Below are 24,942 nucleotides of genomic sequence, written 5' to 3' on the forward strand. Positions count from 1 at the left end.
GTATGACCGCACAGCGTCCGGAACGCCGTTCCTTACCCTATTTTAATAGGGACACTATATAGGCACGTGATATGAATGAGGGCGTGGAGCACATGGAGCCGGAAGAGATCGCTCGGGCGCTGGCCGAAGTCGCGGGGACCGTGGTCCGGAGCCTGGCGGATCGCCGGGGCATGAGTTTCACGGCCGCCTCGACGCTGGGCCGGCTGGAGCGGGACGGCCCGGTTCGGCTGACGGTGCTGGCGGCGGCGGAAGGCGTCGCCCAGCCGTCGATGACCCAGCTCGTGCAGCGTCTGGAGAACCAGGGCCTGGCGACACGGGTCAGCGATCCCGGCGACGGGCGGGTCACTCTGGTCGCCGTCACGGACGCCGGGCGCGAGGTGCTGGCCGAGCGCAGGCGGGCGAGGGACGCGAGGCTGGTCCGCCTGCTGGACACCCTCTCCGAGGACGAGCGGCGAGCGCTGGGGTCGGCCGTACAGACAGCCCTGCCGCTCGTGCGCCGGATGGTCGACGAGCCGGCCCGCCCCGGCGACCTCGTCGAGCGCGACCCGGCCTGACCCCTGAGGACGGTCGCTCGCGCACCCCAAGCCGTCGGGTCTCACTGCCCTGCGCCGGGACCGGCTGGACGTCCACCACCGTCCGACGCCTTTCCTGCCTCCTTCCCACCCTCGCCCCGGAGTGCCCGCTCGCCGTCCGCCGCGGGTCCGACTCCGCCGGAGCCCCCGCAGGCTCCGGCGCAATGCAGCAGAGAGAGCAGCCCATGGCCACCGAGGAAACGCCCCACCACACAGCCGACGCACCCGCCGCCCGCCGCCGCGGACGCAACGCCTGGATCGGCGTCGGCCACCCCCGGTACAAGTGGGTGGCACTGACCAACACCACGCTCGGCATCCTGCTCGCGACCATCAACAGCTCGATCGTGCTGATCTCCCTGCCGGGGATCTTCACCGGTATCCGGCTCGACCCGCTCCAGCCGTCCAACGTCAGCTACCTGCTGTGGATGCTGATGGGCTACATGCTCGTCACGGCCGTCCTGGTGGTCGCCCTCGGCCGGCTCGGCGACATGTGGGGCCGGGTCCGCATCTACAACGCCGGATTCCTGATCTTCACCCTGACCTCGGTGATCCTCTCCCTCGACCCCTTCCACGGAGGGGGCGGGGCCCTGTGGCTGATCGGCTGGCGGATCGTGCAGGCCGTCGGCGGCGCCATGCTGATGGCCAACTCCGCGGCCATCCTCACCGACGCCTTCCCGGCCCGGCAGCGCGGCATGGCCCTCGGCGTCAACATGGTCGCGGGCATCGCCGGGTCGTTCCTCGGCCTGGTGCTGGGCGGGGCCCTGGTGACGTGGAACTGGCGCTCGGTCTTCTGGGTCAACGTGCCGATCGGCCTGATCGGGACGGTGTGGGCGTACAAGTCGCTGCACGAGACCGGCGTACGCACACCGGGGCGGATGGACTGGTGGGGCAACCTCACCTTCGCCGTAGGGCTGACCGCGCTGCTCGCCGGCATCACCTACGGCATCCAGCCGTACGGCGGCCACACCATGGGCTGGACCAACCCCTGGGTGCTGGCCGGGCTGATCGGCGGGGTGGTCGTACTCGCCGTCTTCTGCGCGATCGAGGCGAGGGTCGCCGAACCGATGTTCCCGCTGCGCCTGTTCCGGAACACCGCCTTCGCGGGCGGCAACGCGGCCGCTCTGCTGGGCGCGATCGCGCGCGGCGGGCTGCAGTTCATGCTCATCATCTGGCTGCAGGGCATCTGGCTGCCGCTACACGGCTACGACTACGCCGACACCCCGCTGTGGGCCGGGATCTACATGCTTCCGCTGACCGTCGGCTTCCTGGTCGCCGGACCGGTCTCGGGGTACCTGTCGGACAGGTACGGCGCGCGGTTGTTCGCCGCCGCCGGATTCGTGGTGATGGCCGCCTCCTTCGCCGGACTGCTCGCCCTGCCCACCGACTTCGGCTACCGGATCTTCGCGCTGCTGATCTTCCTCAACGGCCTCGGCGGGGGCCTGTTCGCCGCCCCCAACACGTCGATGATCATGTCGAGCGTGCCGGCCGGGGCCCGCGGCGCCGCCTCCGGCATGCGCGCCACGTTCCAGAACGCCGGCATGGTGCTGTCCATGGGCGTCTTCTTCTCCCTCATGGTGGCCGGGCTCTCCGGTTCCCTGCCGCAGACGCTCACCTCGGGGCTGACCGGACAGGGAGTTCCGGCACAGGCCGCACACGCCGTCGCCGAACTCCCGCCCGTCGGCGTGCTGTTCGCCGCCTTCCTCGGCTACAACCCCGTCCAGAACCTGCTCGGCCACAGCATCCTCGGCCACCTCCCGGCGGCCAACGCCGCCAAGCTGACCGGACAGGAGTTCTTCCCGCACCTGATCTCGCATCCCTTCCACGACGGCCTGGTCGTGGTCTTCTCCCTGGCGATCGCGATGTCCCTGGCGGCAGCGGCCGCGTCCCTGATCCGCGGGCGCGTCCAGGAGGCGCCCGCCACGACCGCCGGCGTGTCCGTCCCACCGCCCGTCGCGGGCATCTCCGTCCCGCCACCCGTGGCGGGCGCCGCCACGAGTTCCGGAACCGCCCCCGCCCTCGTCGGCCGGGTGACGGACCCCTCGGAGCGTCCCCTCGCCCGTGCCGCACTCACCCTCGTCGACCAGCGCGGTCACCAGACGGCCCGGGCCCGCACGCGCGAGGACGGCACCGGCACGCTGCCCCTGCCACAACCCGGCACCTACCTGCTGGTGGTGTCGGCCGAGGGCCACCAGCCCCGGGCCGTCGGCCTCACCATCGGTGACCAGCCGGCCTTCTGCGAGGTGACGCTGGCGGGCGCCACGGGACCGCAGGGCGTCGCCGCCGCCCTCCGGCTGACCGTGGGGCGGATCACCCGGCGGCTGCGCCAGGCCCATGCGGTGGGGGACGTGTCACTCTCCGGCGTCTCGGTGCTGGCCCGCCTCTCCGGAGGGCCGGACTCGCCGGGGGCGCTGGCCGAACTGGAGCGCGTCGGACCGCAGGTCATGGCCAGCACGCTCGCCGGGCTCCAACAGCGCGGGCTGGTGAGCCGGACGACCGAGGCGGCGGACGCCCGGCAAGCCCTCGTGACGATCACCGACGCAGGCCGGGCCGTGCTGGACAAGCGCCGGTCGGAGTCGGTCCACCGCCTCACCCGCGCCCTCGACGAGTTCACTCCGCAAGAGCGGCGGGTGCTCCTCGACGCCCTTCCTCTCCTCGACCGCCTGGCGGAACGCCTGTGAGCGCGCACTCCTCCGACTCCACCGGCCGGCCCACGCCCGAGGGCACACGCCGGTGCCACGAGCGGCGGCCTCCTCACCCGCTTCGCGCGCCGCAGGGACACGCCGGCGTCGGTGCCGTACGCTGCCGGGCCTGCGATGCCTGCACCGGAGGCGGTCACACAGCACCGCAACACCGCTACGCCAGTGGGTCCGCGGCGAGCCGGACCAGCAGCACACCGGGCGTGCGCGGCAGGGACACCCTCAGTCCGGTTCCGTCCCAGACGGCCGAGCCCGCGGCCGGTTCCGACGGGTGCAGGATCTCCGCGCACACCGTGTGGCCTGCCAAGTGGCCGACGGGCAGGTGGAGTTCGGTTTCTGCGCCGCGGCGCCACACCGAGAGGTACGCCGTCCGGTCGCCGGGCACCCGCATGCCCAGTGCCAGCCAGTCGTCCGTCCAGGCGGGCAGGCCCAGCGGCCAGAACGGCACCGCCTGCGCGAGGTCCGGGCGGATCGCCTTGTAGACGCTCACGGCGTGCCGTACGAGGGCGAGTTGGTGCTCGGTCATGCGGTTGAGGTGGCCGGAGAGGTGGATGCGGCCGAGCAGGGCGCCGCCGAGGGTGAAGGCGATCAGGTCGTCGTCGAACTCGGGCTGCGGGTAGGCCCAGACGGCGCCCTGCTCGGGTGGGACGGCGGTCGGTGCGGCGGCGGCGATCGGCGGGTAGCGCAGCGGGTCCTGCTGGTCGCTGGTGGACTGGAGCTGGGTGACGGCGAGGGTGGCGCCGTCCATGCGCATGCCGCCCGAGGCACAGTTCTCGATCACCAGTCCGGGGTGGCGGTCCAGGACGCCGGACAGCCAGTCGAGGTAGGCCTGGGCGTGGCCGAGCAGGCCCGCGCCGGGTGCGAGGTCGCCGGGTGCGCAGGTGCCCGGGTCGACGACGATGTTGTAGTCGAGCTTGAGGTAGCCCACGCCCCACTCGCCTACGATCCGGTCCACGGTCTTGTCGAGGTGCGCGCGGGCGGCCGGGTGCCGCAGATCGAGCTGGTGGCGGCCCTGCTCGCTCAGCCGGACGCCGTCGCGCTGGAAGAACGCCTCCGGGGGCAGCTCCGTCACCATCGGGCTGCGCACCCCGATGACCTCCGGCTCCAGCCACAGCCCGGGCACCATGCCGCGCTCCCGGATGCGGTCCAGGACGACCCGGATGCCGCCGTCGGGGAAGCGGCGCGGCGAGGGGAGCCATTCGCCGACGCTGTCCCACCAGCCCCGGGTGTCGTCGTCGTACCAGCCGGAGTCGATGCAGAAGTACTCCGCGCCGGCCTCGGCGGCGGCGTCGATCAGCGGGAGCAGCTTCGCCGTGGTCGGGTCGCCCATCAGGGTGTTCATGTAGTCGTTGAAGACGACGGGGAGGCCGGTGTGGTCCGGGTGCGGGCGGCGGATCGTGCGGCGGTACGAGGTGAGGGCGGCCAGTGCTTCGTCGAGGTCGGAGCCCAGCGCCAGCGCTGCCGGCACCGTGGTGAACTCCTCGCCCGGCGCGAGCTGGACGCGCCACTGGTGCTCGGCGTCGGTGGGGCCGTTCAGCGCCAGACAGGTGCCGTGCGCGCGTTCGCTCAGGTCCCAGCGCCAGCCCGCCGGGGACTCGATCTGCCACGCCCAGGCACGGCCGCCGTCCCGCCGCGTCAGCGCCCCCATCGCCAGGTGGCCGTCGGTGGGCCAGCTGCCGCGCCCGGTGAGGGCGAGGGCGGCCCGGCTGTCGTGCTGGTGGGCGCGAACGTTGATGTCGGCGACGGTGTCGCGCAGCGGCTCGGTGTACCAGCGACACTCCGCGAGCCAGTCGTTGCGGGCCCGGTGCACGTCGAGGACGTCCAAAGCGGGCAGGCCGCCGAGCAGCAGGCTGCTGACGGACTGGACGACCAGGGGTTCGGTGCCGTCGTTGCGCAGCCGGACGCGGGAGCGCAGCACGGGCAGTCCGGTGGGCGAGGACAGTTCGGCGAACGCGGTCAGGCCGGTTGCCGGGTCGTGGAGTTCGACGGTCAGCCACTCCTGGTCGGCGCGTCTGCCGGTGCGGTGGTCCCGGTGGCGGAGCCGGGAGCCGAGCGCCGTACCCGTGAACCGCGGGCCGGACCAGCCGCTGCCCTGGCCGAGGGCGGTGAGCTCGACGAGCGGGAGCGCCGCTGCCACGTCGGCGGGCCCGAGATCGGCGGGCCCAGGATCATCCGCGGACCGGGAGTCGCCGGGGCAGGCCAGCCGTACCAGCCGCAGCGTCCCGTCGGAGGCGGTGGCGAAGTCGGCCTCCAGCGCCGGGTGACGCCAACTGATCGTGTCCTGTGCCTGGTTGGAGGCGTTCCGCTCCGCATCCGCCGTACCGGTCAAGGTGCTTCCCCTCCTGGCCCCGCCCTGCCCGGGCACGGGCGGTCCGCGTCCGTCGCGTGAATCCATCGTTACGTCACGGTCTCTTGACGACCCTGGTGTGACCGGTCACAATCCTCGCATGAATGTGACCGGTCACACAAGGCGCCCGGCGAGCATCAGGGACGTGGCGACCGCCGCCGGGGTCTCGTACCAGACCGTCTCCCGGGTGATCAACGGCCATCCCAGTGTCCGGCCGTCGACCCGGGAGCGGGTGCTCGCGGCCATCGACGAGCTGGGCTTCCGCCGCAACACCACCGCGCTCGCGCTGGCCAGCGGGCGCAGCCGGGCCGTGACCGTACTCACCGCCAACACCACCCACTACGGCTACGCCTCGATCCTCCAGGGCATCGAGGAGGCCGCGCGCGCCGCGTCGTACGCGGTGGGGATCGGCGTCCTGGAATCAGCGGACGAGCCCGCGGTGGCCGCCGAGGTGCAGCGGGCGGCGGACGCGGGCGGCGGGCTGATCGTGATCGCATACGACCCGGCCGGCGTCCGGGCCCTGGCCGCCGTCCCCGACGAACTACCGGTCGTCGGTGTCGTCGAGACCCCCGCGAGCCCGCCCGGCGGCGACCGCCCCTGGGTGTGGACCGACGACCGCGAGGCCGCCTACCAGGCGACCCGCCACCTGCTCTCGCTCGGCCACGAGACCGTGCACTACGTCGCGATCCCCTCCAGCACCCGCCGCACCAGCGCCCGCACCAGCGGCTGGCGGCAGGCACTGAAGGAGACCAGGGCCCCACAGCCCCGCCCGGTGCAGAGCAGTTGGGGACCGGCCGGCGGCCACGCGGCGGGCCTCAAGCTCGCCGAGGACCCGGCCGTGACCGCGATCCTGTGCGGCAACGACGACCTCGCGCTCGGCGTGCTGCGCGCGCTACACGAGGCCGGGCGCGCGGTGCCGGACGAGGTGAGCGTGGCCGGGTTCGACGACGCCCCGCACTCCGCCTATCTGACCCCGTCGCTGACGACCGTACGCCTGGACTTCACCGGCCTGGGGCGGGCCGCGTTCGCCCTGCTGCACGGGGTGCTGGAGGAGTCCGCGCAGATCGCCCCGCACCCCGTCTCCGTGCCGGAGCTGGTGGTGCGGGAGAGCTCCGGGCCGCCGCCCGCCCGCACCTGAGACCCCGCTACCGCCGTCCTGAACCACCCGTCCGCGAAAGGCACTTGAGGTACCTGATGAAGAGAACAGCTCTCCCCGCGCTGGCCCTGATATGCGTCTCCGCCCTGGCCGTCACCGCATGCAGCGATCCCACCGCCGGGGACTCCGGCGACTCCGGTTCGGGCGGGAAGAAGGCGGCGGTCGATCCGACGGCCCGGCTGGACGGCGTGAAGCTGACGATGTGGACCGCGCAGAACACGGTCAACGCGCCCAAGCAGGTCATCGACGCCTTCAAGAAGGCCACCGGAGCCACGGTGGAGACGCAGGCGATCCCCGACCTGTACGAGCAGAACGTGCCCACCAAGCTGGCCTCCGGTGACCGCCCCGACCTGATGTTCTGGCAGCCGTCCATCTCCACGCTGCCGTTCGTCCAGCCACAGCAGAACCTGCTCACCCTCGACGGGGAGCCGTGGGAGTCCAAACTCGGCGACACCGAGAAGTCGCTCGGTGTGATCGACGGCAAGCGGTACGCGGCGATCGTGACCAGCCCCGCCATGCTCGGCGTCTACTACAACAAGGACGTCTTCAGGCAGGCCGGGATCGCGGAGAAGGACTTCCCGAAGTCGTACGACGAGCTGCTGGCGCTCGGCCGCAAGGTCGTCGACAGGACGGACGCGGCGGGCTTCTACGAGGCCGGCGGCGACAAGTGGCCGCTGCAGTGGCAGATGCAGGTCCAGCTCACCGATCTCGACAAGCAGTGGTGGGACGGGCTGAACCAGAACAAGAACAAGTGGACCGACCCGGTCGTGGTCGGCGCGATCAAGAAGTACAAGGAGAAGCTGCTCGACGCCGGGCTCGCCCAGAAGAACTACAAGACGGGCACCTTCACCGGGCAGGCCGACGCGCTGTGGAACGGCGATGCCGGCATGGTCCTCAACGTCACCTCCTTCCAGAGCCAGTTGCAGGCCAAGCACTCCACCGCCGAGATCGACAAGAAGATCGGCTGGTTCCCGGTCGCCAACTCCTCGGCCACCGGCCTGTACTCCCCCGACCAGACCAACGGCGTCGTCGCCTTCAAGACGGGTGACGAGAAGCGGCAGAAAGCGGCCCGGCAGTTCCTCGCCTTCTGGCTCGGCCCCGACTACGCCGACTACATCGAGGCGATGAAGATCCCGTCCGTGCAGCCGTCCGTGCCGACGCCCGGCGGGCTGCCGCAGACGTCCAAGGACCAGGTGGCCGCGCTGCCCTCGGCGATCGGCGTCTTCCAGGCGAAGGCGATCGTCGCCCCGGAGACGCATCTCTACCTCGCCGACATGATCTTCGGCAAGAAGAGCCCGCAGCAGGTCGCGCAGGCGATCCAGGGCCAGTTCGCGCAGGTGGCCAAGGCCCAGGGCGCATCCGGGTTCTAGCCATGGCGGACACTGTCGTACGTACCCGCAAGCAGCCATCTGCGCAAGGCGCGCCAAAGGGCGTGGGGCTACTGCCGCGCGCCGCCGTGCACCACCCGTGGTGGTTCGCGCTCCCCGCGATCGTCGTCTTCGCGGGCTTCTTCCTGGTGCCGAACCTGCTGAACTTCTACTACCCGTTCACCAACTGGTCCTCGTACCACGCGGACATCGCCTTCACCGGCCTGGACAACTTCAAGACGATCGCCGAGGACGGTTCGCTGCTGCGCGCGATCCGTACGACGCTGCTGTACGCGCTGCTGGCGGCACTGTTCCAGAACGGCTTCGGGCTGGTGCTGGCGCTGCTGCTGGAGGACGACAGCCGCTTCAACCGGTTCTTCCGCGCGGTGTTCTTCCTGCCGGTGCTCATCTCGGCGCTGGCGACCGGGTACGTCTTCCAGGCCCTGCTCGACCAGGACGGCGCCGTCAACTCCCTGCTCGGGACGGACGTTCCGTGGCTGGGCTCGACGACGTGGACGCTGGTCGTGGTCACGCTCATCCACGGCTGGAAGTGGATGGGCCTGTCCATGCTGATCTATCTGGCGGGGCTGAAGGGCATCCCCGGCGACATGCTGGAGGCCGCGCGGATGGACGGCGCGGGGCCGTGGCGGACGTTCTGGTCGGTGCGCTGGCCGATGCTCGCGCCGGCGGTCACCTTCAACGTCACCACGGCGCTGATCGGTTCGATGAACACCTTCGACATCGTGCAGGCCACGACGGGCGGCGGGCCCGCGGCCTCCACGGAGGTCTTCAACATCTACATGTTCCGGATCTTCGGACAGGGCCTGTACGCGCAGGCCTCCGCGATGAGCCTGGTGCTCTTCCTGGTCGTGGTGGCCATCGCGATTCCGCTGGTCATCGGGCTGCGGCGAAGGGAGCAGATGCTGTGACCTCGGTGACTCCTGCGTGGCGGTACGGCCGCCCCGCCCTCGTCGTGCTGCTGGCCGGGCTGGCCGTCGGCGTCCCGCTGTGGCTGGTCGCCGTCACCTCGGCCAAGCCGCAGGCGGAGGCCATCAAGCCGAACCTGGAACTGCCGCGGCACTGGCAGTCCGGCGGCAACTACGCGGACGCCGTCAGCCAGGGCGAGATGCTGCGCGGCTTCCTCAACTCCCTGCTGGTCGTGGTGCCTTCGGTGGTCCTTGTGCTGATCCTCGGCGCGGGCGCCGCCTGGGTCTTCGCGCGCCGCACGTCGAAGCTGGTGTCGGCGGCGTACGCGCTGTGCATCAGCGGGCTGCTGCTGCCGCCCGCCGTCATCACCATCGTGATGGAGCTGCGGCAGCTGGGCCTGGCGAACACCCGGCCCGGGATGATCGCCGTCTACACCGGCATGTACCTGTCCACGTCGATCTTCTTCATGACCGGCTTCATCCGCGCCATCCCCACGGAGCTGGAGGAGGCGGCCCGGATGGACGGGGCGACGCCGGCGCGGATCTTCTGGCGGATCATCCTGCCGCTGCTCCGGCCGGTGATCGCCACCGCGACGATCATGGTGATGCTCTACGCCTGGAGCGACATCTTCTACGCGTTCTTCGTCCTCGGCGGCGGAGAACGGGCGACCCTGCCGCTCAACCTCTACCAGGTCGCCAGCGCCCAGCTCTACCTCAACAACTGGCATCTCGTCTTCGCGTACGTCGTGGTGATGAGCCTGCCCATGGTCGCCGTGTTCCTCGTCGGCCAGCGAAAGATCGTGTCCGGAATCACCAGTGGAGCCGTCAAGTGACTGGAGGTCCAGCAGCGTGATCACCCGAGTGAGAGCCCGTACGAGATCCCGAACCGCGGTGCTAGCAGCCGCCCTTGGAGTATCTGTCATGGCAGCCACCCTCCCCGCGACGGGTTCCGCGGCAGCCGCCGCAGCCCCGCAGCGCCTCACAGTCGACCTCGCCGCATCCGAAGGCCCGGTGATGCTCGGCGCCAACGGTTCGCTCTACGGGCTGAGCGACGACGGGGTGCCCAGCGACGCCGCGATGGAACCGCTGAAGATCACCAGCGTCTCGCAGAAGCCGGAGGGCGGCGCCCAGCACCCCAACGGCGACGCGCTCACGGTCTCGAAGTCGTTCTTCCGCAACAGCAGCGGCGAGATCAACGTGATGATGCAGGACATCTACGCCAAGTGGCCGTACGAGGACCTCGGCATCGACGACTACCTCCCCAAGGTCGACAGGATCGCCAAGGAGGTGTCGGCGGCCCCGAACAGCGACCGCTTCGTCTACATCCCGTTCAACGAGCCCGACCAGATCTGGTACAAGCTCGGCGTCTCCGACCAGGCCGAGTACGAGAAGAACCGCGACCGGTTCTTCAAGGACTGGAAGACGGTGTACCACCGGATCCGCGCGATCGACCCGGACGCGAGGATCGCGGGCCCCAACGAAGCCGCCTACCACACCCGCCTGCTGAAGGACTTCCTGGCGTTCGCCAAGCGGGAGAACGTCCTGCCGCAGGTGATGACCTGGCACGAGCTGGGCTCCGGTTCGCTGCGCGACTTCCAGGCGCACTACGACAACTACCGCTCCCTGGAGCGCGAGGCGGGCATCGCACCGCTGAAGATCAACATCGACGAGTACGCCAACCGCCGTGACCTGTCCGTACCGGGGCAGCTCGTGCAGTGGGTGTCGATGTTCGAGCGGAACAAGGTGTACGCCAACATGGCCTACTGGGATGCCGCGGGCAACCTCAGCGGCCATGTGGTGCGCTCCAACATCCCCAACGGCGGCTGGTGGTTCTTCCGCTGGTACGCCGGGATGACCGGCGACACCGTGAAGGTGACCCCGCCGCAGCCCAACACCATCGACACCCTCCAGGCTCTCGCCTCCCTCGACACCTCCCGCCGCCAGGCGCAGGTCCTGCTGGGCGGCTCGGCGGGTGACTCGGACGTCGTGGTCAGGAACGTCTCCCCGTCCGTCTTCGGCCGCACGGTCACCGCGACCGTCGCCGAGGCCGCCTGGTCCGGGTACGAGGGTCAGCACGCGGCGCCGCGCGTGCTCGCCCGTACGAAGGTGAACGTGGCCGACGACGGCACGGTGACCGTCCCGCTGCGCGGCCTGCACAAGATGTCCGCGTACCGGGTCGTCCTCACTCCCGGCGGCTCCGGCACCCCGTCCGCCGCAGACGTCCCCTGGTCGGCGTCGTACGAGGCCGAGGACGCGGCGATCACCGCCGGGCAGGTCTACACCCAGGGCACGGTCAGCAACGCCAACGGCTACGCGGCCTCCGGCACCAAGGACGTGGGCTCGCTCAACCAGGCCACCAGCAAGGTCGGCTTCACGGTGACGGTCCCGAAGGACGGCACGTACGATCTGGCGATCCTGTACGGCAACCAGTCCGGCGGCCCGGCCACGCAGAAACTGTCGGTCGACGGCGGGGAGGCGACCACCGTCACCTATCCGTCCACCGAGAACTGGACCTACCGCGCCAAGAAGGACGTCACGGTACGGCTTTCGCAGGGCAAGCACGTGCTGACGCTGGCCAAGGGCGACGCCGAGGTGACCCTCGACCGCATCGACCTGACGGCCCGCGCGGGCGCGGCCTCCGCGTCGTACGAGGCGACGCTGGCGGACATCAGCGGCAGGCCGGCGTACGACTACTCCTCGTCGGCCGGTGTGGGCACGGGTGCCCTGGTCCTGCGCTCGGGCGACAAGGCGGTGTTCGACGTCTACGCGCCGCGCGACGGCTACTTCACGGTGGTGCCGCGGTCCTCGGCGGCCGTGCAGCTGAGCCTGCACGGCGAGACGGTGACGGCCGCGCCGGGCCGCCCCCTGCGGCTCTACCTCGTGGCGGGCAACAACCGCGTCGCGATGACCTCGCAGAACGCCGCCGTCCGCTCGCTCGACGTCTCGGGTGAGGGCTCCACGGCCGGTGTGCTCTCGTACGAGGGCGCCCAGGCGAGTCTCGCCGGCGGTGCCAAGCTCGTCGACTCGGCGCACGCCTCGGCCGGTTCGTACATCGGCTGGCTGGGCAACAGTCCCTCCAGCACCGCCGAGTTCACGGTGGACGCGCCGAAGCCCGGCCGCTACATGCTCGTCGTCCACTACGCGCACAACGACCGGCGCGACAACGGTCACGCCTACAACACGGACATCATGTCCCGTACGGCGGACGTCACCGTCGGGTCCGGGGCTCCGCAGAAGGTCACCTTCAAGAACACGTGGAGCTGGGACGACTACTGGACGGTGGGCGTCCCGGTCGACTTCGAGCAGGGCGCCAACAAGGTGAGGTTCGGCAACGCCACAGCCTGGGCGCCGGACATCGACCGCATCGAACTGGGCCGCGTGGCGCAGTAGGCACCGCTTGCCGCTCCACGCCGGGAGGCCGGCCCTTCCGGCGTGGGGCGCGACCGGGGCCACGAGCCGAAGTACCACCGGACCGGGCTGTGCTGGGACCGCGCGGGCGTCGCAGTCGTCGTCACGACCGGCCGTACCCGATAGCTGTTGCTGCGCGTCAGGTCGGCGGTGGCGTCGACGAAGTTGGTGCCGCCGGTCAGGACCTGGGAGTTGAGCTTGGCGTAGGCGCCCCCGGCGGTGGAGCGGTACACGTTGAAGCCGATGCCGTCCGGGTCGAGCCCCAGCAGGCGCCAGGAGACGAGCACCTCGGTGCTGCTCCTTGCGGACGGCCACGACCCCGCGGCCCAGGTTCTCCATCGTGCGCGCGGCCGCCTGCGCCGTGGCGCCGGAGGACGCGGTGTGCGGGGATGCGCTCGGCGAGGTGAGGTTCGTGGCGGTGAGGGCGAGGACGGCCGAGGCTGTGATGGCGGGCCACCGTAAGGCCCGCAGCCGGCGTGTGCGGTGGTGCGTGAAGACCTCCGTCCCAGTGGTGCATCATGCTTCGTTTTGGTGCATGTTGCTCGCACTGAGTGACGTGAGTCAATGGAGTGCGTCAAGTTGAAGCATGGAAACCGCAGGACGCCCTGACGATCAGGCGGGGTTGCAGGAAGAGCTGGTGGACGGGGCCCGCAGCGGGGTCGGGGATGTCGAGGCGGTCCAGGAGTATCCGTGCGGCTCGCTCGCCCAGTTCGTGCTTGGGCGGTGCGACGGCGGTCAGGGGCACGTCGGCCAGCGAGGCGATCTCGTCGTCGTAGGCGATCAGCGCCAGGTCCTCGGGCGCGCGCAGGCCGCGGGTGCGCAGGCGCCGCATCACCTCGATCGCGTCGTGGTCGCACGGCCATGAGGTCCTGACGGTACAAAGTGAGGTTCCTGACGGTCCGGGTGCGGTCCTGACGGCCGGTCGAGCGCGCCCACGGTTCCGGATCCCCGAACGGCCGGCCCCACAGCCGACGCCGAGGACGTGCCCATGCGCCTCTCCCCCACCCCACACCGCGACACCGCGCGCAGGCTCCTGCAGGCCCTGCGCTGCCCCCACCGCTGTCCTCTCCTCCTCCGGTCCGGCTCCGGGTCCTCCCGGAAACCTCCTGCACACGGAGGACGACCAGAGGGGGCTGTGAGTTGCCTGTGCGCAGACGAAGACGGTGTGAACGGGGAGAGTGCAGTGGGCAGTTGTGCAGGGCTGCCGTGGCGTCAGTCCGTGCTGCGCAGCGCGGACCACGTCGCGCGGCCCACGATGCCGTCGGCGTCGAGACCCTTGTCGCTCTGGAAGCTGCGCACCGCGGCCTCCGTGCCGGGTCCGAACTCGCCGTCCACGCCGTTGCCTCCGACGCCGTACCCGCGCTTCGTCAGCATGCACTGCGCCTGCAGCACGCGTTTGCCGCTGTCTCCTTGCCGCGTGCGTCCGATGCCGGAGTAGTACGTGCAGTCGGAGATCCAGGGCGGGGTCTCCGGCTCGGGCGGTGGCGGGTTGGTGGAGGGCGGGGTGGCGTCGGTGGGCGCGCTGGGCTCGGCAGTCGGCGCGGAGGGATCGTTGGGGCGGGCGCCGTCGTTGGTGCCGGACGCGTCGGGACGCGGAGTGGCGCCCGCCTCGACGGGGTCGCGCCGGCCATCGGCAGCGGCGCCGCCAGGGCTCGCCGCGGCGCCGCCGTCCGGGCCGGGCATGCCGTACGACGCTCCGGGCTTCGACGGGGCGGCGGGGTCGCCGGATGTGCTGGCCACGGGGGCCGTCGCCCGGTCTCCGGGGGTGGAGGCGGTCGCGGGCGCGTCCTGGCGGGTGAGGACGAGGATGCCCGCGGCGACCGCGCACACGGCGAGGCCTCCGGCGAGGGCCAGCACCGACTTCTTCCGTTCTCTGAGGCGAGTGCCCATCAGGCGTAACTGTCCCAGGGCAGGGGTGGCTGCCGGATGCGCCTGCTCGGCCGGTGGTTCGGAACCGGACGGGGCAGGCTGCTCCGTCCGCTCGGCCGATACCGGCGGTACGGCATCCCGTCCGGCGGGGATCGAAGGCGCCGTCCGCTGCGCGGCGGGGTTCGGCGGTCCCGACTGCGGCCCGTCGCCGGGAGTCCGGGCGCCAGGAGTCCGGGCGCCAGGCATCCGTTCCACGGGACGGTCGTACAGCGCCTCGTACGCCCGTTGCCGCGCCAGCGCCCTGCCGCCCAGTGGCTCCGGCCAGCCGGGGTTCGCGGGCTGCGCCTGCGCCGCCGCTTCGATCAGGTCCTGCGGGGTGGGCCGCTGCTCGGGCTCCTTGGCGAGGCAGGCGGACAGCAGCGCGGCGAGGTCCGCGTCGGCCGCCGCCACCCCGCCGATCACCCCGGGATTCGGTTCCTCGAACGCCACCCGGTGCATGACGTCGACACCCGTGCCGTCGCCGAACGGCGCACGCCCCGACGCCGCGTACACCAGCGTCCCGGCCAGCGAGAACACGTCGGACGCCGTGTCGCTGTGGCCCGTCCGCAGGTGCTCCGGCGACATGTAGGCCGGCGTTCCCACGCGGTTGCCCGTACCGGTGATCGCGCTGGCGTCGGCGGCCTTGGAGATGCCGAAGTCGATGAGGTGCGCGCCGCGGGCGGAGAGCAGGACGTTGGACGGCTTCAGGTCCCGGTGCACGATTCCCGCGGCGGCGAGGTCGGCCAGCGCCTGCCCCAGATCGGCCACCAGCCGCCAGACCGCGGAAGCCCCCAGGGCGCCGTCCTCGCGCACCGCATCCGCCAGGTCGAGGCCGGGCAGGTACTCGGTGGCCATCCACAGCAGTTCGTCCTGGAAGCCCGTGCCGCACAGCCTGGGCGTGTGCGGGCTGCGGACCCGGTCGTGCACCGCCGCCTCGCGCTCGAACCGGCGCCGGAACCTGATGTCCTCCGCGTACTCCGGCCTGATCACCTTCACCGCGACGAGCCCCGTGCCGCCATGCGCGGGACGCGCCAGGTAGACCCGGCCCATACCGCCGCTGCCGAGCAGCGCCAGCGGGACATAGGGACCGACGCGAGCCGGGTCGCCGAGCCGCAGGGGTGCGGCGCCCGCCTGCCGCAGTACGGCTGCCTCGTCCGGTGGCACTGGCCGTTGCTCTGACACGAATCCCCCGAAGTGATTTTCCACGTACACCAGTTCGCCACGAAAGGAGCACGAGGCTAACTCACCCTTGGGCGCACGGTCAGCGTTTCCGTCACTAATTCACGGGAGCGCGCACGCAAATGAACATGTCATGACCGCACCCGTCCCGTCGCCGGACGACGGGCGGCCGCTGTGGCGCAACCGGGACTTCATGCTGCTGTGGAGCGGCCAGGTCGTCCCGACCGAGGGCATGCGGATCACCTCGCCTACCCGCTGCTGGTGCTCGCGCTGACGGGCTCGCCGTGCCAGGCCGGGCTGGTGGGCTTCGCCCAGACCCTGCCGTTCCTCGTGCTGTACCTCCGGCGGGGGCGCTGGTCGACCGCTGGGGCCCCAGGGGGGTGCTGCGGGCCCTGGTCGCCCTGACCGGCGCGGTCAGTCTCGTCCTGGGCGCGCTCACGCTCGTACTGATCGTCCGAGCCCGGGAGTTGGGCACGTCCCCGGCGCTGATCGGCGTGATGCTGGCCCTGCCCGGCGGCGCGGCGATCGCCGGCGCCCTCGCCCGCCTGGCTGCACGGCCGGCTGCCGCCGCGCTGGGTGGTGATCGGGTCGCCGTGGTGGTGGGCCTGTGGTACGGCGGTGCTGGTGGCTGCCGTGCCTCTTTGCCGGCACCGCCGCCCGCGATACCAGCGCCTCGCCCGGGATCCGCGCCTCCGTGCCCGAGGCCGTCTTCCTCCGCAGCGGCGACTACGCCTCCCTGCGCCCCGGCTACTGGGTGTTCTACGCCCTGGGCCCGTTCACCGCCGGCCGCGCGGCCTCGCCTTCTGCGCGAGCGCACACGGACGACGCCGAACACCTGCATCGGCCGCTACCTGAGCACGAGTTCCGCCGGCTTCCCCCTCGTAGACCACGTCCACCGGACCGTTGCCGGACCGGCTCAGGCCGTCAAGGTCGCCCACACGGCGTGGCCGCCGGTGAGCCTGGACCGGTCGACGCCCCAGGTGTCCGCGAGCCCTTCCACCAGCAGCAGCCCGCGACCGCCCTCGTCGTCGAGCTCCGGCTCGCCGCAGCGGGGCACACCGCGGCTCAAGTGGTCGTGGTCGTGCACCTCGATCCGCAGACACGCGTCCGTGACAAGCCCGAAGCCGCACAGGAACCGCGTGCTGAGCGTGTGCCGTACGGCGTTGGTGGCCAGCTCCGACAGGAGCAGGACGGCGTCCGCGCACAGCTCGGCCGGCAACTGCCAAGCGGTCAGCCACACGCTCAGGGAGCGGCGGGCCACGCCCACGCTGGAACGGTGTGCCGGGAGTTCGAGCCAGTGGGTGCGGTCCGGACTCATGACATCCAGGGACTGGGGAGAGGACGTCGTGTGGGGGGACACGGTGTTCGCCTTCCGTGGAGGGGCGCGGGCGCAGCGAGGGGAGGAAGGAGGGTCAGCGCTGGGCCTTGCGGGATTGGGGTGGTCCGGCCGGGCCCGGCATGTGGAAAGTCAGGGGGCGCCGACTCTCATGCGGGCATGACAGTTGACGATGAAGCAGCTTCGCGTGTGGCGAGTGAGGTTCACACAAGTAACTATGCTCGCACCCGAGTTCAAGCTGCAACCAGCTGCCTGATAATTTCATGAAGCCGGTATCGATCTTGCGGAATTCAACAATCCGCTGTCAGGCTCAAGCTGGTGACAGTCCCTCGGGAGGTAGGGCGTGAGCGAAGGCCGTTCAGGTACGGGCAGCACCAGTGCTCCCACCGTTCTCCGCATGATCCTGGGCCGGCGATTGCAGGAGCGCAGGCAGAACGCGGGCGCGTCGCTGGAGGACGCGGCCAGGGCCCTGCGGGTCAAGCCCCTGACCATCCGGCGGCTGGAGAAGGCGGAGGTCGGCCTCAAGCCCCTCTACGTGGAGAAACTGCTGGAGACCTACGGGGCGGACCGGCAGGAGATCGAGGAGTTCGTCACCCTGGCCGAGCGGGCCAACGAGCCCGGCTGGTGGCACACCTACCGCGATGTGCTGCCCAGCTGGTTCAGCGCCTACGTGAGTCTGGAGACCGCGGCGAAGACCCTGCGCACCTACGAGCCGCACTACGTCACGGGGCTGCTGCAGACCTACGCGTACGCGCACGCGGTGCTGCGCGGGGGCTTCCCCAACGACCACGACGAGGACCTCGAGCGGCGGGTGGATCTGCGGCTGCGCCGCCAGAGCCTGCTGGAGAGACCCGACGCGCCCACGCTGTGGGTGGTGATGGAGGAGGCCGTACTGCACCGGGTGGTGGGCGGCCCCGAGGTGATGCGGGAGCAGATCGAGCGGCTGCTGGAGGTCTCGGAGCTGGCGCACGTCAGCATCGACATCGTGCCGTTCGCGGCCGGCGCCCATGTCGGCGCGTGCGCGCCGTTCACCTACTTCCGCTTCGAGGAGCCGGAACTGCCGGACATCGTCTACAGCGAGATCCTCACCGGTGCCATGTACCAGGACCAGCGCTCCGACGTGGCGTCCCATCTCGAAGCGCACAACCGCATGTCCCTGCTGACCTCGGGCGCGGACAGCAGGGCGCTCCTGAACCGCATGCGCAAGGAGTACTCATGACCGCCATCGACGGCCACGTCTACGCCAATGTCTACAACGGGATGCCCGCCTCGGACCTCGGCGACCAGGGCTGGGAGTCCCCGTGGAGCGGCCCCAACGGGGGCCAGTGCGTGCAGACGAAGCAGCTCGCCGACGGCCGCGTGGCCCTGCGGCAGTCGACCGATCCCGCCGGTCCCGCGCTGATCTACACGCCGGAGGAGATCGCCGCGTTCGTCGCGGGCGTCAAGCGGGGCATGGCCGACCATCTGACGGCGGCCGAACGTATGGCGACCGCCGACCGCATGGCGGCCGCCGACCGTTTGACGGCCGGCTGAATCCGGACCGACCCGAACGGGAAGGAACCGACCGGCCCCGGCCGTGACCTGCCCGAACCCCCACTTCCCCCACACGCACCTTCCGAAAGGGACAGGATGAGCACCTCGCCCGCCGCGCGCGACATCGACACCAGCAGGCCCCACTCCGCCCGGATGTACGACTACTACCTCGGCGGCAAGGACCACTTCGACATCGACAAGAAGGCCGCCGAGCGGGTGGTCGCGGCCTACCCCGCCATCTTCGTGTGCGCCCGCGAGAACCGCGCGTTCATGCACCGCGCCACCCGCGTCCTGGCCCGGGAGTACGGCATCCGTCAGTGGCTGGACATAGGCACCGGCATCCCCACCGAGCCGAACCTGCACCAGGTGGCGCAGTCCGTGGTGCCCGAGGCCCGCGTGGTCTACGCCGACAACGACCCGCTCGTCCTGAAGTACGCCGAGCGCCTGATGCGCAGCACGCCCCAGGGCCGCACCACGTACATCGAGGCGGACGTCAACGACCCGGACACGCTGCTCAACGCCCCCGAGCTGGCCGAGGTCCTCGATCTGAGCCGGCCGGTGGCCCTGTCCCTCAACGCCCTGATGCACTTCGTCACCGACGCCCAGGACCCGTACGGCATCGTGAACCGTCTGCTGGCCGCGCTCCCCTCCGGCAGCGCGCTGGCCCTGAGCCACTGCACGCCCGACTTCACCCCGGAGACCTGGCAGAAGGTCACCGACATCTACACCGGTGCCGGCACACCGGTGCGGTTCCGCTCCCAGGATGAGGTCGCCCGCTTCTTCACCGGGCTCGACCTGCTGGACCCCGGCATCACCATGGGCCACCGCTGGCGCCCGGACGGCGAGCCCACGGCCACCGACGCCGAGGTCAGCCTGTGGACCGGGGTGGGCATCAAGCCGTAGCCGCGCATGCCCCCCACCGGTTGAGCAGGCGCGCTCGGCGGGCGCCTGCTCAATCGGTGGGGGCTGTTCGGCTCGGCTCCGCTGGGTCACCGTCCCTGCCGGTGGGACAGTCGCCGTGCCACCACCGGGATGATGACGGCGGCGGCCACGATGTGCGACACGGCCAGCACGACCTGGGTGGAGGTGGCCGTGTGCGGGGCGACGGCCGGGCCGGCGAGGGACAGCGCGGTGAGCGCGACCGTGGTCACCGTGAAGGTGCGGGCGGGCCGCCTGGCCCAGCGGGCGAGGGCCACCGCGAGGACGATCCCGGCGACCGACCAGAACAGCACGCCGCCCGCGAAACCGCCCACCGGGATCTCCGCGGCCTCCTCGGCCCCGGGACTGGCCGCCTCCATCGGCACCCCGGGACACTTTTTTCGGCTCAGTGGCCGGTGTGCGGACGCGGGCAGCAGGGTGGCGGTGCGCAGCGCCTCGGCCGGTGGGAGGCCGCCGCGGTGTGGAAGCCGCCGCCGATCAGCCGGTCACCGGAGGGGGCGAGGGTGGCGGAACCGCCCCGTGGCGGCGGTGAAGGAGAGGGTGGCCGTACGGGACGCGGCGACCGCGGCCGTCGCGTCGACCACCGGGCCGGCCGTGGCGACGGCGGTGGCCGTGGCGGTGGCCTGAAGGAAATCTGCGGCCGGAGAGAGGGGCGACGCCGGGGTGTCGCGGGTGAGCGAGGTGGTGTCGATGCCGGAGTCTTCGATGTCCAAGGGATGGTCCCAGTGCACGTGGGGGGTGTGCCGGACACACGTGGCCACTGGGTACATTGCGGTGGCGGAGCCCGGCTTCGGGCCCCGCCACCGCATTTCTCACCCGCACGGGCGGGCAGCGCCCCGCCCCGGACCGGCTTCTTCGGTCAGGGCTGCACGCTGCCGGTCGCCGCGGCGCTCGGAGCCTGCGTCGCGGAGCTCCCGAACCGGATGCCCTTGGCCTCCTTGCCGATCGCGCTCAGCAGGATCACTACGGCGAAGGTGGGCACGACGGTCCACGCCATCGCCGCCGGATAACCGTGGTGCTCGGCGACGACCTCCTGGATCGGCAGGTTGAGGGCGGCGATCAGGTTGCCGAGCTGGTAGGTGACGCCGGGGTAGAAACCCCGGATGGAGTCCGGGCTCATCTCGGTCAGATGCGCCGGGATGACTCCCCAGGCCCCCTGCACGCACACCTGCATCAGGAAGGAGGAGAGCATCAGCCAGCCCACGGTGCTGGACAGCACGAAGAACGGCACGATGACGAGGCCCGCACCCGCCGCGATCATGATCGTACGACGGCGGCCCAGCCGCTCGGAGTAGGCGCCGAGCAGCACACCGCCGATGATGGCGCCGATGTTGTAGACCACGGCGATCGCGACCGAGGTGTCGGCGGACAGGTCCAGGCCCTTCTTGACGAAGGTCGGGTAGATGTCCTGGGTGCCGTGGGACATCCAGTTGAAGGCGGTCATCAGCGCCACGAGGTAGACGAAGCGGCGCAGCACCGCCGGGTTCTTGAACACCTGGTACGCGGGGGTGCGGTTGAGCTTGACGCTCTTCTCCCACACCTCGCTCTCCTCCACCCGGCTGCGGACCCACAGCGCGACCAGGGCGGGCAGCAGGCTGAAGGCGAACAGTCCCCGCCAGCCGAAGGCGGGCTCGATGGCGTAGAAGGCCACGGCGGCCAGCAGGTAGCCCATTGAGTAGCCGCTCTGCAGCAGGCCCGACCAGAAGCCGCGCCTGGCGGTCGGGATCTTCTCCATGGCCAGCGCCGCGCCCAGGCCCCACTCGCCGCCCATCCCGATGCCGTACAGCAGGCGCAGCACCAGCAACACGGCGTAGTTCGGGGCGAAGGCGCAGGCGAAACCGACGATCGAGTAGAAGGCGACGTCGACCATGAGCGGGACGCGGCGGCCGCGGCGATCCGCCCACATACCGAAAACGAAAGCACCGATCGGCCGCATCACCAGTGTGGCAGTGGTGAGGAAGGCCATATCGGTGAGGGAAACATGGAGATCGTCGGCTATCTCACTGTAGACGAGTACCACCAGGAAATAGTCAAAGGCGTCCATCACCCAGCCCAAATAGGCGGCGACGAAGGCATTTCTCTGGTCCTTGGTAAGCCCCGCGGCCTGCTCTTTCACGGTGTTCAGCATGACGGCCCTCCCGAAGTCGCAGCCCGAGGTTAGGCTCGGGCGGAGGGGCGGACAACGGGAGGCCGGCAAAGCAATGACCACGATTGCACCAAAAGCCGGAGCGCGTTTTCGGGACCGATCCACGCTCCGGCCGTCGCCGAATTCGCGTAATTCGCCTCAGGGGAGGCGGACGGACTGCTGGTGCCGGAATACGTTGCGCGGGTCCCAGTGCGCCTTCGCGCGTTGCAGGCGCGGGTAGTTGTCCTTGTAGTACAGCGTGTACCAGGGCTGGCCGATACCCGGAGGGTTGAGCGCCGGGTCGCTGAGGTCGGCGTCGGGGTAGTTGATGTAGCAGCCGTCGGTGTTGAAGTGCGGTTCGGGCTTGGCGGGGTCGGGCACGGCCGGGACGCCGCCGGTGTCCTCGTACATGTCGTGGTAGAAGTCGCGTATCCAGGCCAGGTGCGGGCCGGCGATGGCCGGGTCGGCCTGGGCGTCCTGGTAGTCGTACACGCCGTCGTGGTTGGCGTCCTCTCCCCAGGTCCAGTAGCTCTGGTACTGGAGCTTCAGGACGGACGAGCGCTGGGCGACGGCCGTCGCGGCCGGGTCGACGTCGTTGACGCGGCCTCCGTAGGAGTCGACCTGGAGCAGTGCCTGCTCGTTGTCGTAGCCCTCGTCGGTGAGGTGACGGTAGATCACCTCCAGCTGGTGGTCGGTGAAACCCGCGGTGTGGTAGGCGGACTTGTACTTGCCGCACCGGCTCTTGCCGGAATCGTTGAGGTTCTGGGTCGCGGTCAGCCAGGGCAGCCGGGTCGGGATGTAGAGCGTGTCGAGCGGTGGGTTCTCGCCCAGTGCGACGTCCAGCGGGTGCTGCGGGTAGTCGGACTCGGGGGCGATCCAGTCGAGGAAGAGCTTCAGGCGCTCCAGGGAGTCCGCACGGGTGCCGTCGAGCTGTACGGTCAGGCCGACCTTGCCCGCGGTGTGGTTGGTCAGCGCGAGCAGCGTGAACATGTCGCGGTAGTCGAACTCGCGGAGGAAGTCCGGGCCTTCGCCGGTGTGCTCGTACGTGAAGAACTCGCCGTAGCGCCGCACGAGGGAGGCGAACAGGTCCGGATACTCCTCGAACAGGTCCCACTCCCAGGCGACGCTCCTGAGCAGCACCTGGGCGGGCGGCTCCGGTAGGTCGCGGAACCAGTACCGCGTCACCACACCGAAGTTGCCGCCGCCTCCGCCGGTGTGCGCCCACCACAGGTCCCGCAGCGCGGGCTCCGGGGAGTCCTTGCGGGCCACGGTCACCTCGGCGTGGGTCACGTCGCGGACGGTGACCACCTCCACGGCGTACAGGTGGTCGACGGTCAGTCCGTGCAGCCGGGAGAGCAGGCCGTAGCCGCCGCCCGAGATGTGGCCGCCGGCGCCGACGGAGTAGCAGGAGCCGCTGGGCAGGGCGAGGCCGTACCGGCGGTACAGCTGGGTGACGGTGTGCCAGTTGGTCGCGCCGGCCTCGACGCAGTAGGCCTCCATCTCGGGGTCGTAGTAGACCCCGTCCATGGCGCTGACGTCGATGATCACGTCGACGTCGGCGCCGCAGGCGAAGTCCTCGTAGCAGTGCCCGCCGGAGCGGACCGTGATCCGGCGCGGCGGCGACCCGGTGCGGTCCTGTGCGGCGAGGTAGGTGTCCAGGGCGGCGACCACGTCGCGGGTGCCGGTGGCCACCACCACATAGTCGGGAGTGGCGATCCAGCGCTGGTTGAAGCCCCGGCGGAGCGCCTCGTAGCGGGCGTCGCCCGGGCCGACCTCGGTCGGCCCGGCGGAAGCCGGATGAGCGGGCGTGGTGGACATAGCGGCACCTCCACGGCAGATGACCAGCAGTGATCACTGGAAGTTACCGCTCTGACCACTCCCGTGACTCCGCCAACCGGGTGACGGGCGCGGGCGCGAAGGAGCAGTGCGGCACCGGTGCCGGCCGCCGGGGCACGCCCGCACGGAGTCCGGTCAGTGTGATGCGGACGTCGGACAAAGCCAGATGCCGAACGACGAGGTTCCCTCTTCGGCGCCGCGGCAGGCGCCCCTCGCGGCGCCCATCGCGGCCGGACGCGTCCCCGCCGGCTGCTCCGCGAGGTCGTCCGAGACAGCCGCTCACCCGAACCCCCTTGCCGACAACCGAGCACACACCTACGCTGCGTTTGTGCCGCTAATAAACAAAAACCGAACGCACAACGCCGTGCCGGACAGCGCACTCACCCCACTCCGCATCGCCCTCACTGTCTTCTTCGCCCTCGACGGCTTCATCTTCGCCGGCTGGGTCGTCCGCATCCCCGCCGTCAAGGAACAGACCGGCGCCTCCGCCAGCGCCCTCGGCCTCGCCCTCCTCGGCGTCTCCGCCGGAGCGGTCGTCACGATGATGCTCACCGGCCGCCTCTGCCGCCGTTACGGCAGCCACCCGGTGACGGTGATCTGCGGCATCCTGCTCTCCCTCAGCGTCGCCCTGCCCCCGCTCACCCACTCCGCCATGGCGCTCGGCGCCGTACTGCTGCTCTTCGGCGCCGCGTACGGCGGGATAAACGTCGCTTTCAACAGCGCGGCGGTCGATCTCGTGAACGCGTTGCGGCGGCCCGTCATGCCCAGCTTTCACGCCGCCTTCAGCCTCGGCGGCATGATCGGCGCCGGGCTCGGCGGGTTGCTCGCCGGTTCCCTGTCCCCCACTCGGCATCTGCTCGGACTCACCCTGGTCGGCCTGCTCGTGACCGCCCTTGCGGGCCGCGTCCTGCTGCGCCACAACTCCCCGACGCCCAGCGGCGAAGCACGGCACGAGAAGCCATCCCCCCGTCGCCCGGACACCCGCACCCGCGGCCTCGTCATCACCTTCGGCCTGATCGCCCTGTGCACCGCCTACGGCGAGGGAGCCCTGGCCGACTGGAGCGCCCTGCACCTGGAGTACGACCTCGACGCCGCGGCCGGGGTCGCGGCGGCCGGCTACTCCTGCTTCGCGCTCGCCATGACCATCGGCCGCCTGACCGGCACCAGGCTGCTCGAAAGGCTGGGCCAGACTCGCACTCTGGTCGGCGGCGGCACCACCGCAGCGATCGGCATGCTGCTCGGCGCACTCGCCCCCTCCGTCTGGGCGGCGCTCCTGGGCTTCGCCATCACCGGGATCGGTCTCGCCAACCTCTTCCCCGTCGCTGTCGAACGCGCCGGCACGCTGGCCGGACCCGACGGAGTCGCGATCGCGTCGACCCTCGGCTACGGCGGCATGCTCCTGGGACCACCCGCCATCGGGTTCATGGCCGACTGGTTCTCCCTCCCCACCGCCCTCACCAGCGTGGCCGCACTCGCCGCCACAGCCGCGGTGATCGCTCTGCTGACCCGAGGTGCGACAACCACCAGCTAGGTCCTGTCTGGAGTTCGGATCACGAGTGTGGTGCGATGCTGCGGAGCCAGAGCATCGCACCACACAGGTGCAGTCCGGCCTCG

General features: G+C 70.9%; 20 protein-coding genes and 1 pseudogene. 12 read left to right on the forward strand and 9 right to left on the reverse strand.

The window, feature by feature from the left end:
* Positions 1–71 precede the first annotated feature (71 nt).
* Both H8R17_RS11025 and H8R17_RS11030 read left to right on the forward strand, forming a co-directional pair.
* Complete coding sequence (locus H8R17_RS11025) at positions 72–554, forward strand: MarR family winged helix-turn-helix transcriptional regulator (protein WP_262505183.1); 483 nt, start codon at positions 72–74, stop codon at positions 552–554.
* Between the two features lie 203 nt (positions 555–757).
* Entirely contained in the window at positions 758–3,250 is a 2,493-nt protein-coding gene (locus H8R17_RS11030; RefSeq protein WP_262505184.1) for an MFS transporter, read from the forward strand.
* 175 nt (positions 3,251–3,425) lie between these two features.
* On the opposite strand, the gene H8R17_RS11035 is transcribed toward H8R17_RS11030, so the two are convergent.
* The gene (locus H8R17_RS11035; protein ID WP_262505185.1) at positions 3,426–5,597 is read right to left on the reverse strand and encodes a glycoside hydrolase family 36 protein; all 2,172 of its coding nucleotides are present in this window, start codon (positions 5,595–5,597) and stop codon (positions 3,426–3,428) included.
* A 118-nt stretch (positions 5,598–5,715) separates the two neighbouring features.
* On the opposite strand from H8R17_RS11035, the gene H8R17_RS11040 reads away from it, so the two are divergent.
* The 5 genes from H8R17_RS11040 to H8R17_RS11060 all read left to right on the forward strand — a co-directional run bounded on the left by H8R17_RS11040 (position 5,716) and on the right by H8R17_RS11060 (position 12,454).
* Positions 5,716–6,753 carry a LacI family DNA-binding transcriptional regulator gene (locus H8R17_RS11040; RefSeq protein WP_187822962.1) on the forward strand — a complete coding sequence of 346 codons (1,038 nt, stop codon included), beginning with the start codon at positions 5,716–5,718 and terminating at the stop codon, positions 6,751–6,753.
* A 56-nt stretch (positions 6,754–6,809) separates the two neighbouring features.
* Positions 6,810–8,141, forward strand: coding sequence for an ABC transporter substrate-binding protein (locus H8R17_RS11045; RefSeq protein WP_187822963.1), 1,332 nt, complete (start codon positions 6,810–6,812; stop codon positions 8,139–8,141).
* A 2-nt stretch (positions 8,142–8,143) separates the two neighbouring features.
* The gene (locus H8R17_RS11050) at positions 8,144–9,067 is read left to right on the forward strand and encodes a carbohydrate ABC transporter permease (protein ID WP_187822964.1); all 924 of its coding nucleotides are present in this window, start codon (positions 8,144–8,146) and stop codon (positions 9,065–9,067) included.
* A gap of 5 nt (positions 9,068–9,072) precedes the next feature.
* A complete protein-coding gene (locus tag H8R17_RS11055; RefSeq protein ID WP_187822990.1) occupies positions 9,073–9,897 on the forward strand; it encodes a carbohydrate ABC transporter permease in 825 nt (274 codons plus the stop codon).
* Positions 9,898–9,985: 88 nt separating this feature from the next.
* On the forward strand, positions 9,986–12,454 hold the full coding sequence (locus H8R17_RS11060; protein WP_187822965.1) for a CBM35 domain-containing protein: 2,469 nt from the start codon (positions 9,986–9,988) through the stop codon (positions 12,452–12,454).
* A 155-nt stretch (positions 12,455–12,609) separates the two neighbouring features.
* Here H8R17_RS11060 and H8R17_RS46590 read toward each other — a convergent pair.
* From H8R17_RS46590 to H8R17_RS11075, 3 genes and pseudogenes are all read right to left on the reverse strand, one after another.
* Positions 12,610–13,020, reverse strand: a pseudogene (locus H8R17_RS46590) (hypothetical protein); the annotation flags it as partial.
* A gap of 26 nt (positions 13,021–13,046) precedes the next feature.
* Positions 13,047–13,712, reverse strand: a complete 666-nt coding sequence (locus tag H8R17_RS46595; protein ID WP_316959374.1) for a substrate-binding domain-containing protein — start codon at positions 13,710–13,712, stop codon at positions 13,047–13,049.
* Positions 13,685–15,544: a protein kinase domain-containing protein gene (locus H8R17_RS11075; RefSeq protein WP_316959375.1), complete on the reverse strand. Its 1,860-nt coding sequence runs from the start codon at positions 15,542–15,544 to the stop codon at positions 13,685–13,687. Before H8R17_RS11075 ends, H8R17_RS46595 begins: the two co-directional genes overlap by 28 nt.
* A 148-nt stretch (positions 15,545–15,692) precedes the next feature.
* On the opposite strand from H8R17_RS11075, the gene H8R17_RS11080 reads away from it, so the two are divergent.
* Complete coding sequence (locus H8R17_RS11080) at positions 15,693–15,833, forward strand: hypothetical protein (RefSeq protein WP_187822968.1); 141 nt, start codon at positions 15,693–15,695, stop codon at positions 15,831–15,833.
* A gap of 642 nt (positions 15,834–16,475) precedes the next feature.
* Here H8R17_RS11080 and H8R17_RS11085 read toward each other — a convergent pair.
* Positions 16,476–16,877 carry an ATP-binding protein gene (locus H8R17_RS11085; protein ID WP_187822969.1) on the reverse strand — a complete coding sequence of 134 codons (402 nt, stop codon included), beginning with the start codon at positions 16,875–16,877 and terminating at the stop codon, positions 16,476–16,478.
* A 361-nt stretch (positions 16,878–17,238) separates the two neighbouring features.
* Here H8R17_RS11085 and H8R17_RS11090 point away from each other — a divergent pair, with 361 nt between their 5' ends.
* The 3 genes from H8R17_RS11090 (at position 17,239) to H8R17_RS11100 (ending at position 19,331) form a co-directional block, all read left to right on the forward strand.
* A complete protein-coding gene (locus H8R17_RS11090; protein WP_187822970.1) occupies positions 17,239–18,114 on the forward strand; it encodes a Scr1 family TA system antitoxin-like transcriptional regulator in 876 nt (291 codons plus the stop codon).
* Positions 18,111–18,428: a DUF397 domain-containing protein gene (locus tag H8R17_RS11095; RefSeq protein ID WP_187822971.1), complete on the forward strand. Its 318-nt coding sequence runs from the start codon at positions 18,111–18,113 to the stop codon at positions 18,426–18,428. Before H8R17_RS11090 ends, H8R17_RS11095 begins: the two co-directional genes overlap by 4 nt.
* A 96-nt stretch (positions 18,429–18,524) precedes the next feature.
* Positions 18,525–19,331: an SAM-dependent methyltransferase gene (locus H8R17_RS11100; protein WP_187822972.1), complete on the forward strand. Its 807-nt coding sequence runs from the start codon at positions 18,525–18,527 to the stop codon at positions 19,329–19,331.
* Positions 19,332–19,417: 86 nt separating this feature from the next.
* Here H8R17_RS11100 and H8R17_RS11105 read toward each other — a convergent pair whose 3' ends face one another.
* The 4 genes from H8R17_RS11105 to H8R17_RS11120 form a co-directional block, all read right to left on the reverse strand.
* On the reverse strand, positions 19,418–19,726 hold the full coding sequence (locus H8R17_RS11105; protein WP_187822973.1) for a DUF6069 family protein: 309 nt from the start codon (positions 19,724–19,726) through the stop codon (positions 19,418–19,420).
* A gap of 126 nt (positions 19,727–19,852) precedes the next feature.
* Positions 19,853–20,080, reverse strand: a complete 228-nt coding sequence (locus tag H8R17_RS11110) for a hypothetical protein (RefSeq protein WP_187822974.1) — start codon at positions 20,078–20,080, stop codon at positions 19,853–19,855.
* A 146-nt stretch (positions 20,081–20,226) separates the two neighbouring features.
* Complete coding sequence (locus H8R17_RS11115) at positions 20,227–21,495, reverse strand: MFS transporter (protein ID WP_187822975.1); 1,269 nt, start codon at positions 21,493–21,495, stop codon at positions 20,227–20,229.
* Between the two features lie 156 nt (positions 21,496–21,651).
* Complete coding sequence (locus H8R17_RS11120) at positions 21,652–23,310, reverse strand: FAD-dependent oxidoreductase (protein ID WP_187822976.1); 1,659 nt, start codon at positions 23,308–23,310, stop codon at positions 21,652–21,654.
* Between the two features lie 382 nt (positions 23,311–23,692).
* Between H8R17_RS11120 and H8R17_RS11125 the strand changes: the two genes are divergently transcribed.
* Complete coding sequence (locus H8R17_RS11125) at positions 23,693–24,859, forward strand: MFS transporter (RefSeq protein ID WP_187822977.1); 1,167 nt, start codon at positions 23,693–23,695, stop codon at positions 24,857–24,859.
* Positions 24,860–24,942 lie beyond the last annotated feature (83 nt).

The sequence above is a fragment of the Streptomyces sp. TRM68367 genome (assembly GCF_014495685.1).
Lineage (GTDB): Bacteria > Actinomycetota > Actinomycetes > Streptomycetales > Streptomycetaceae > Streptomyces.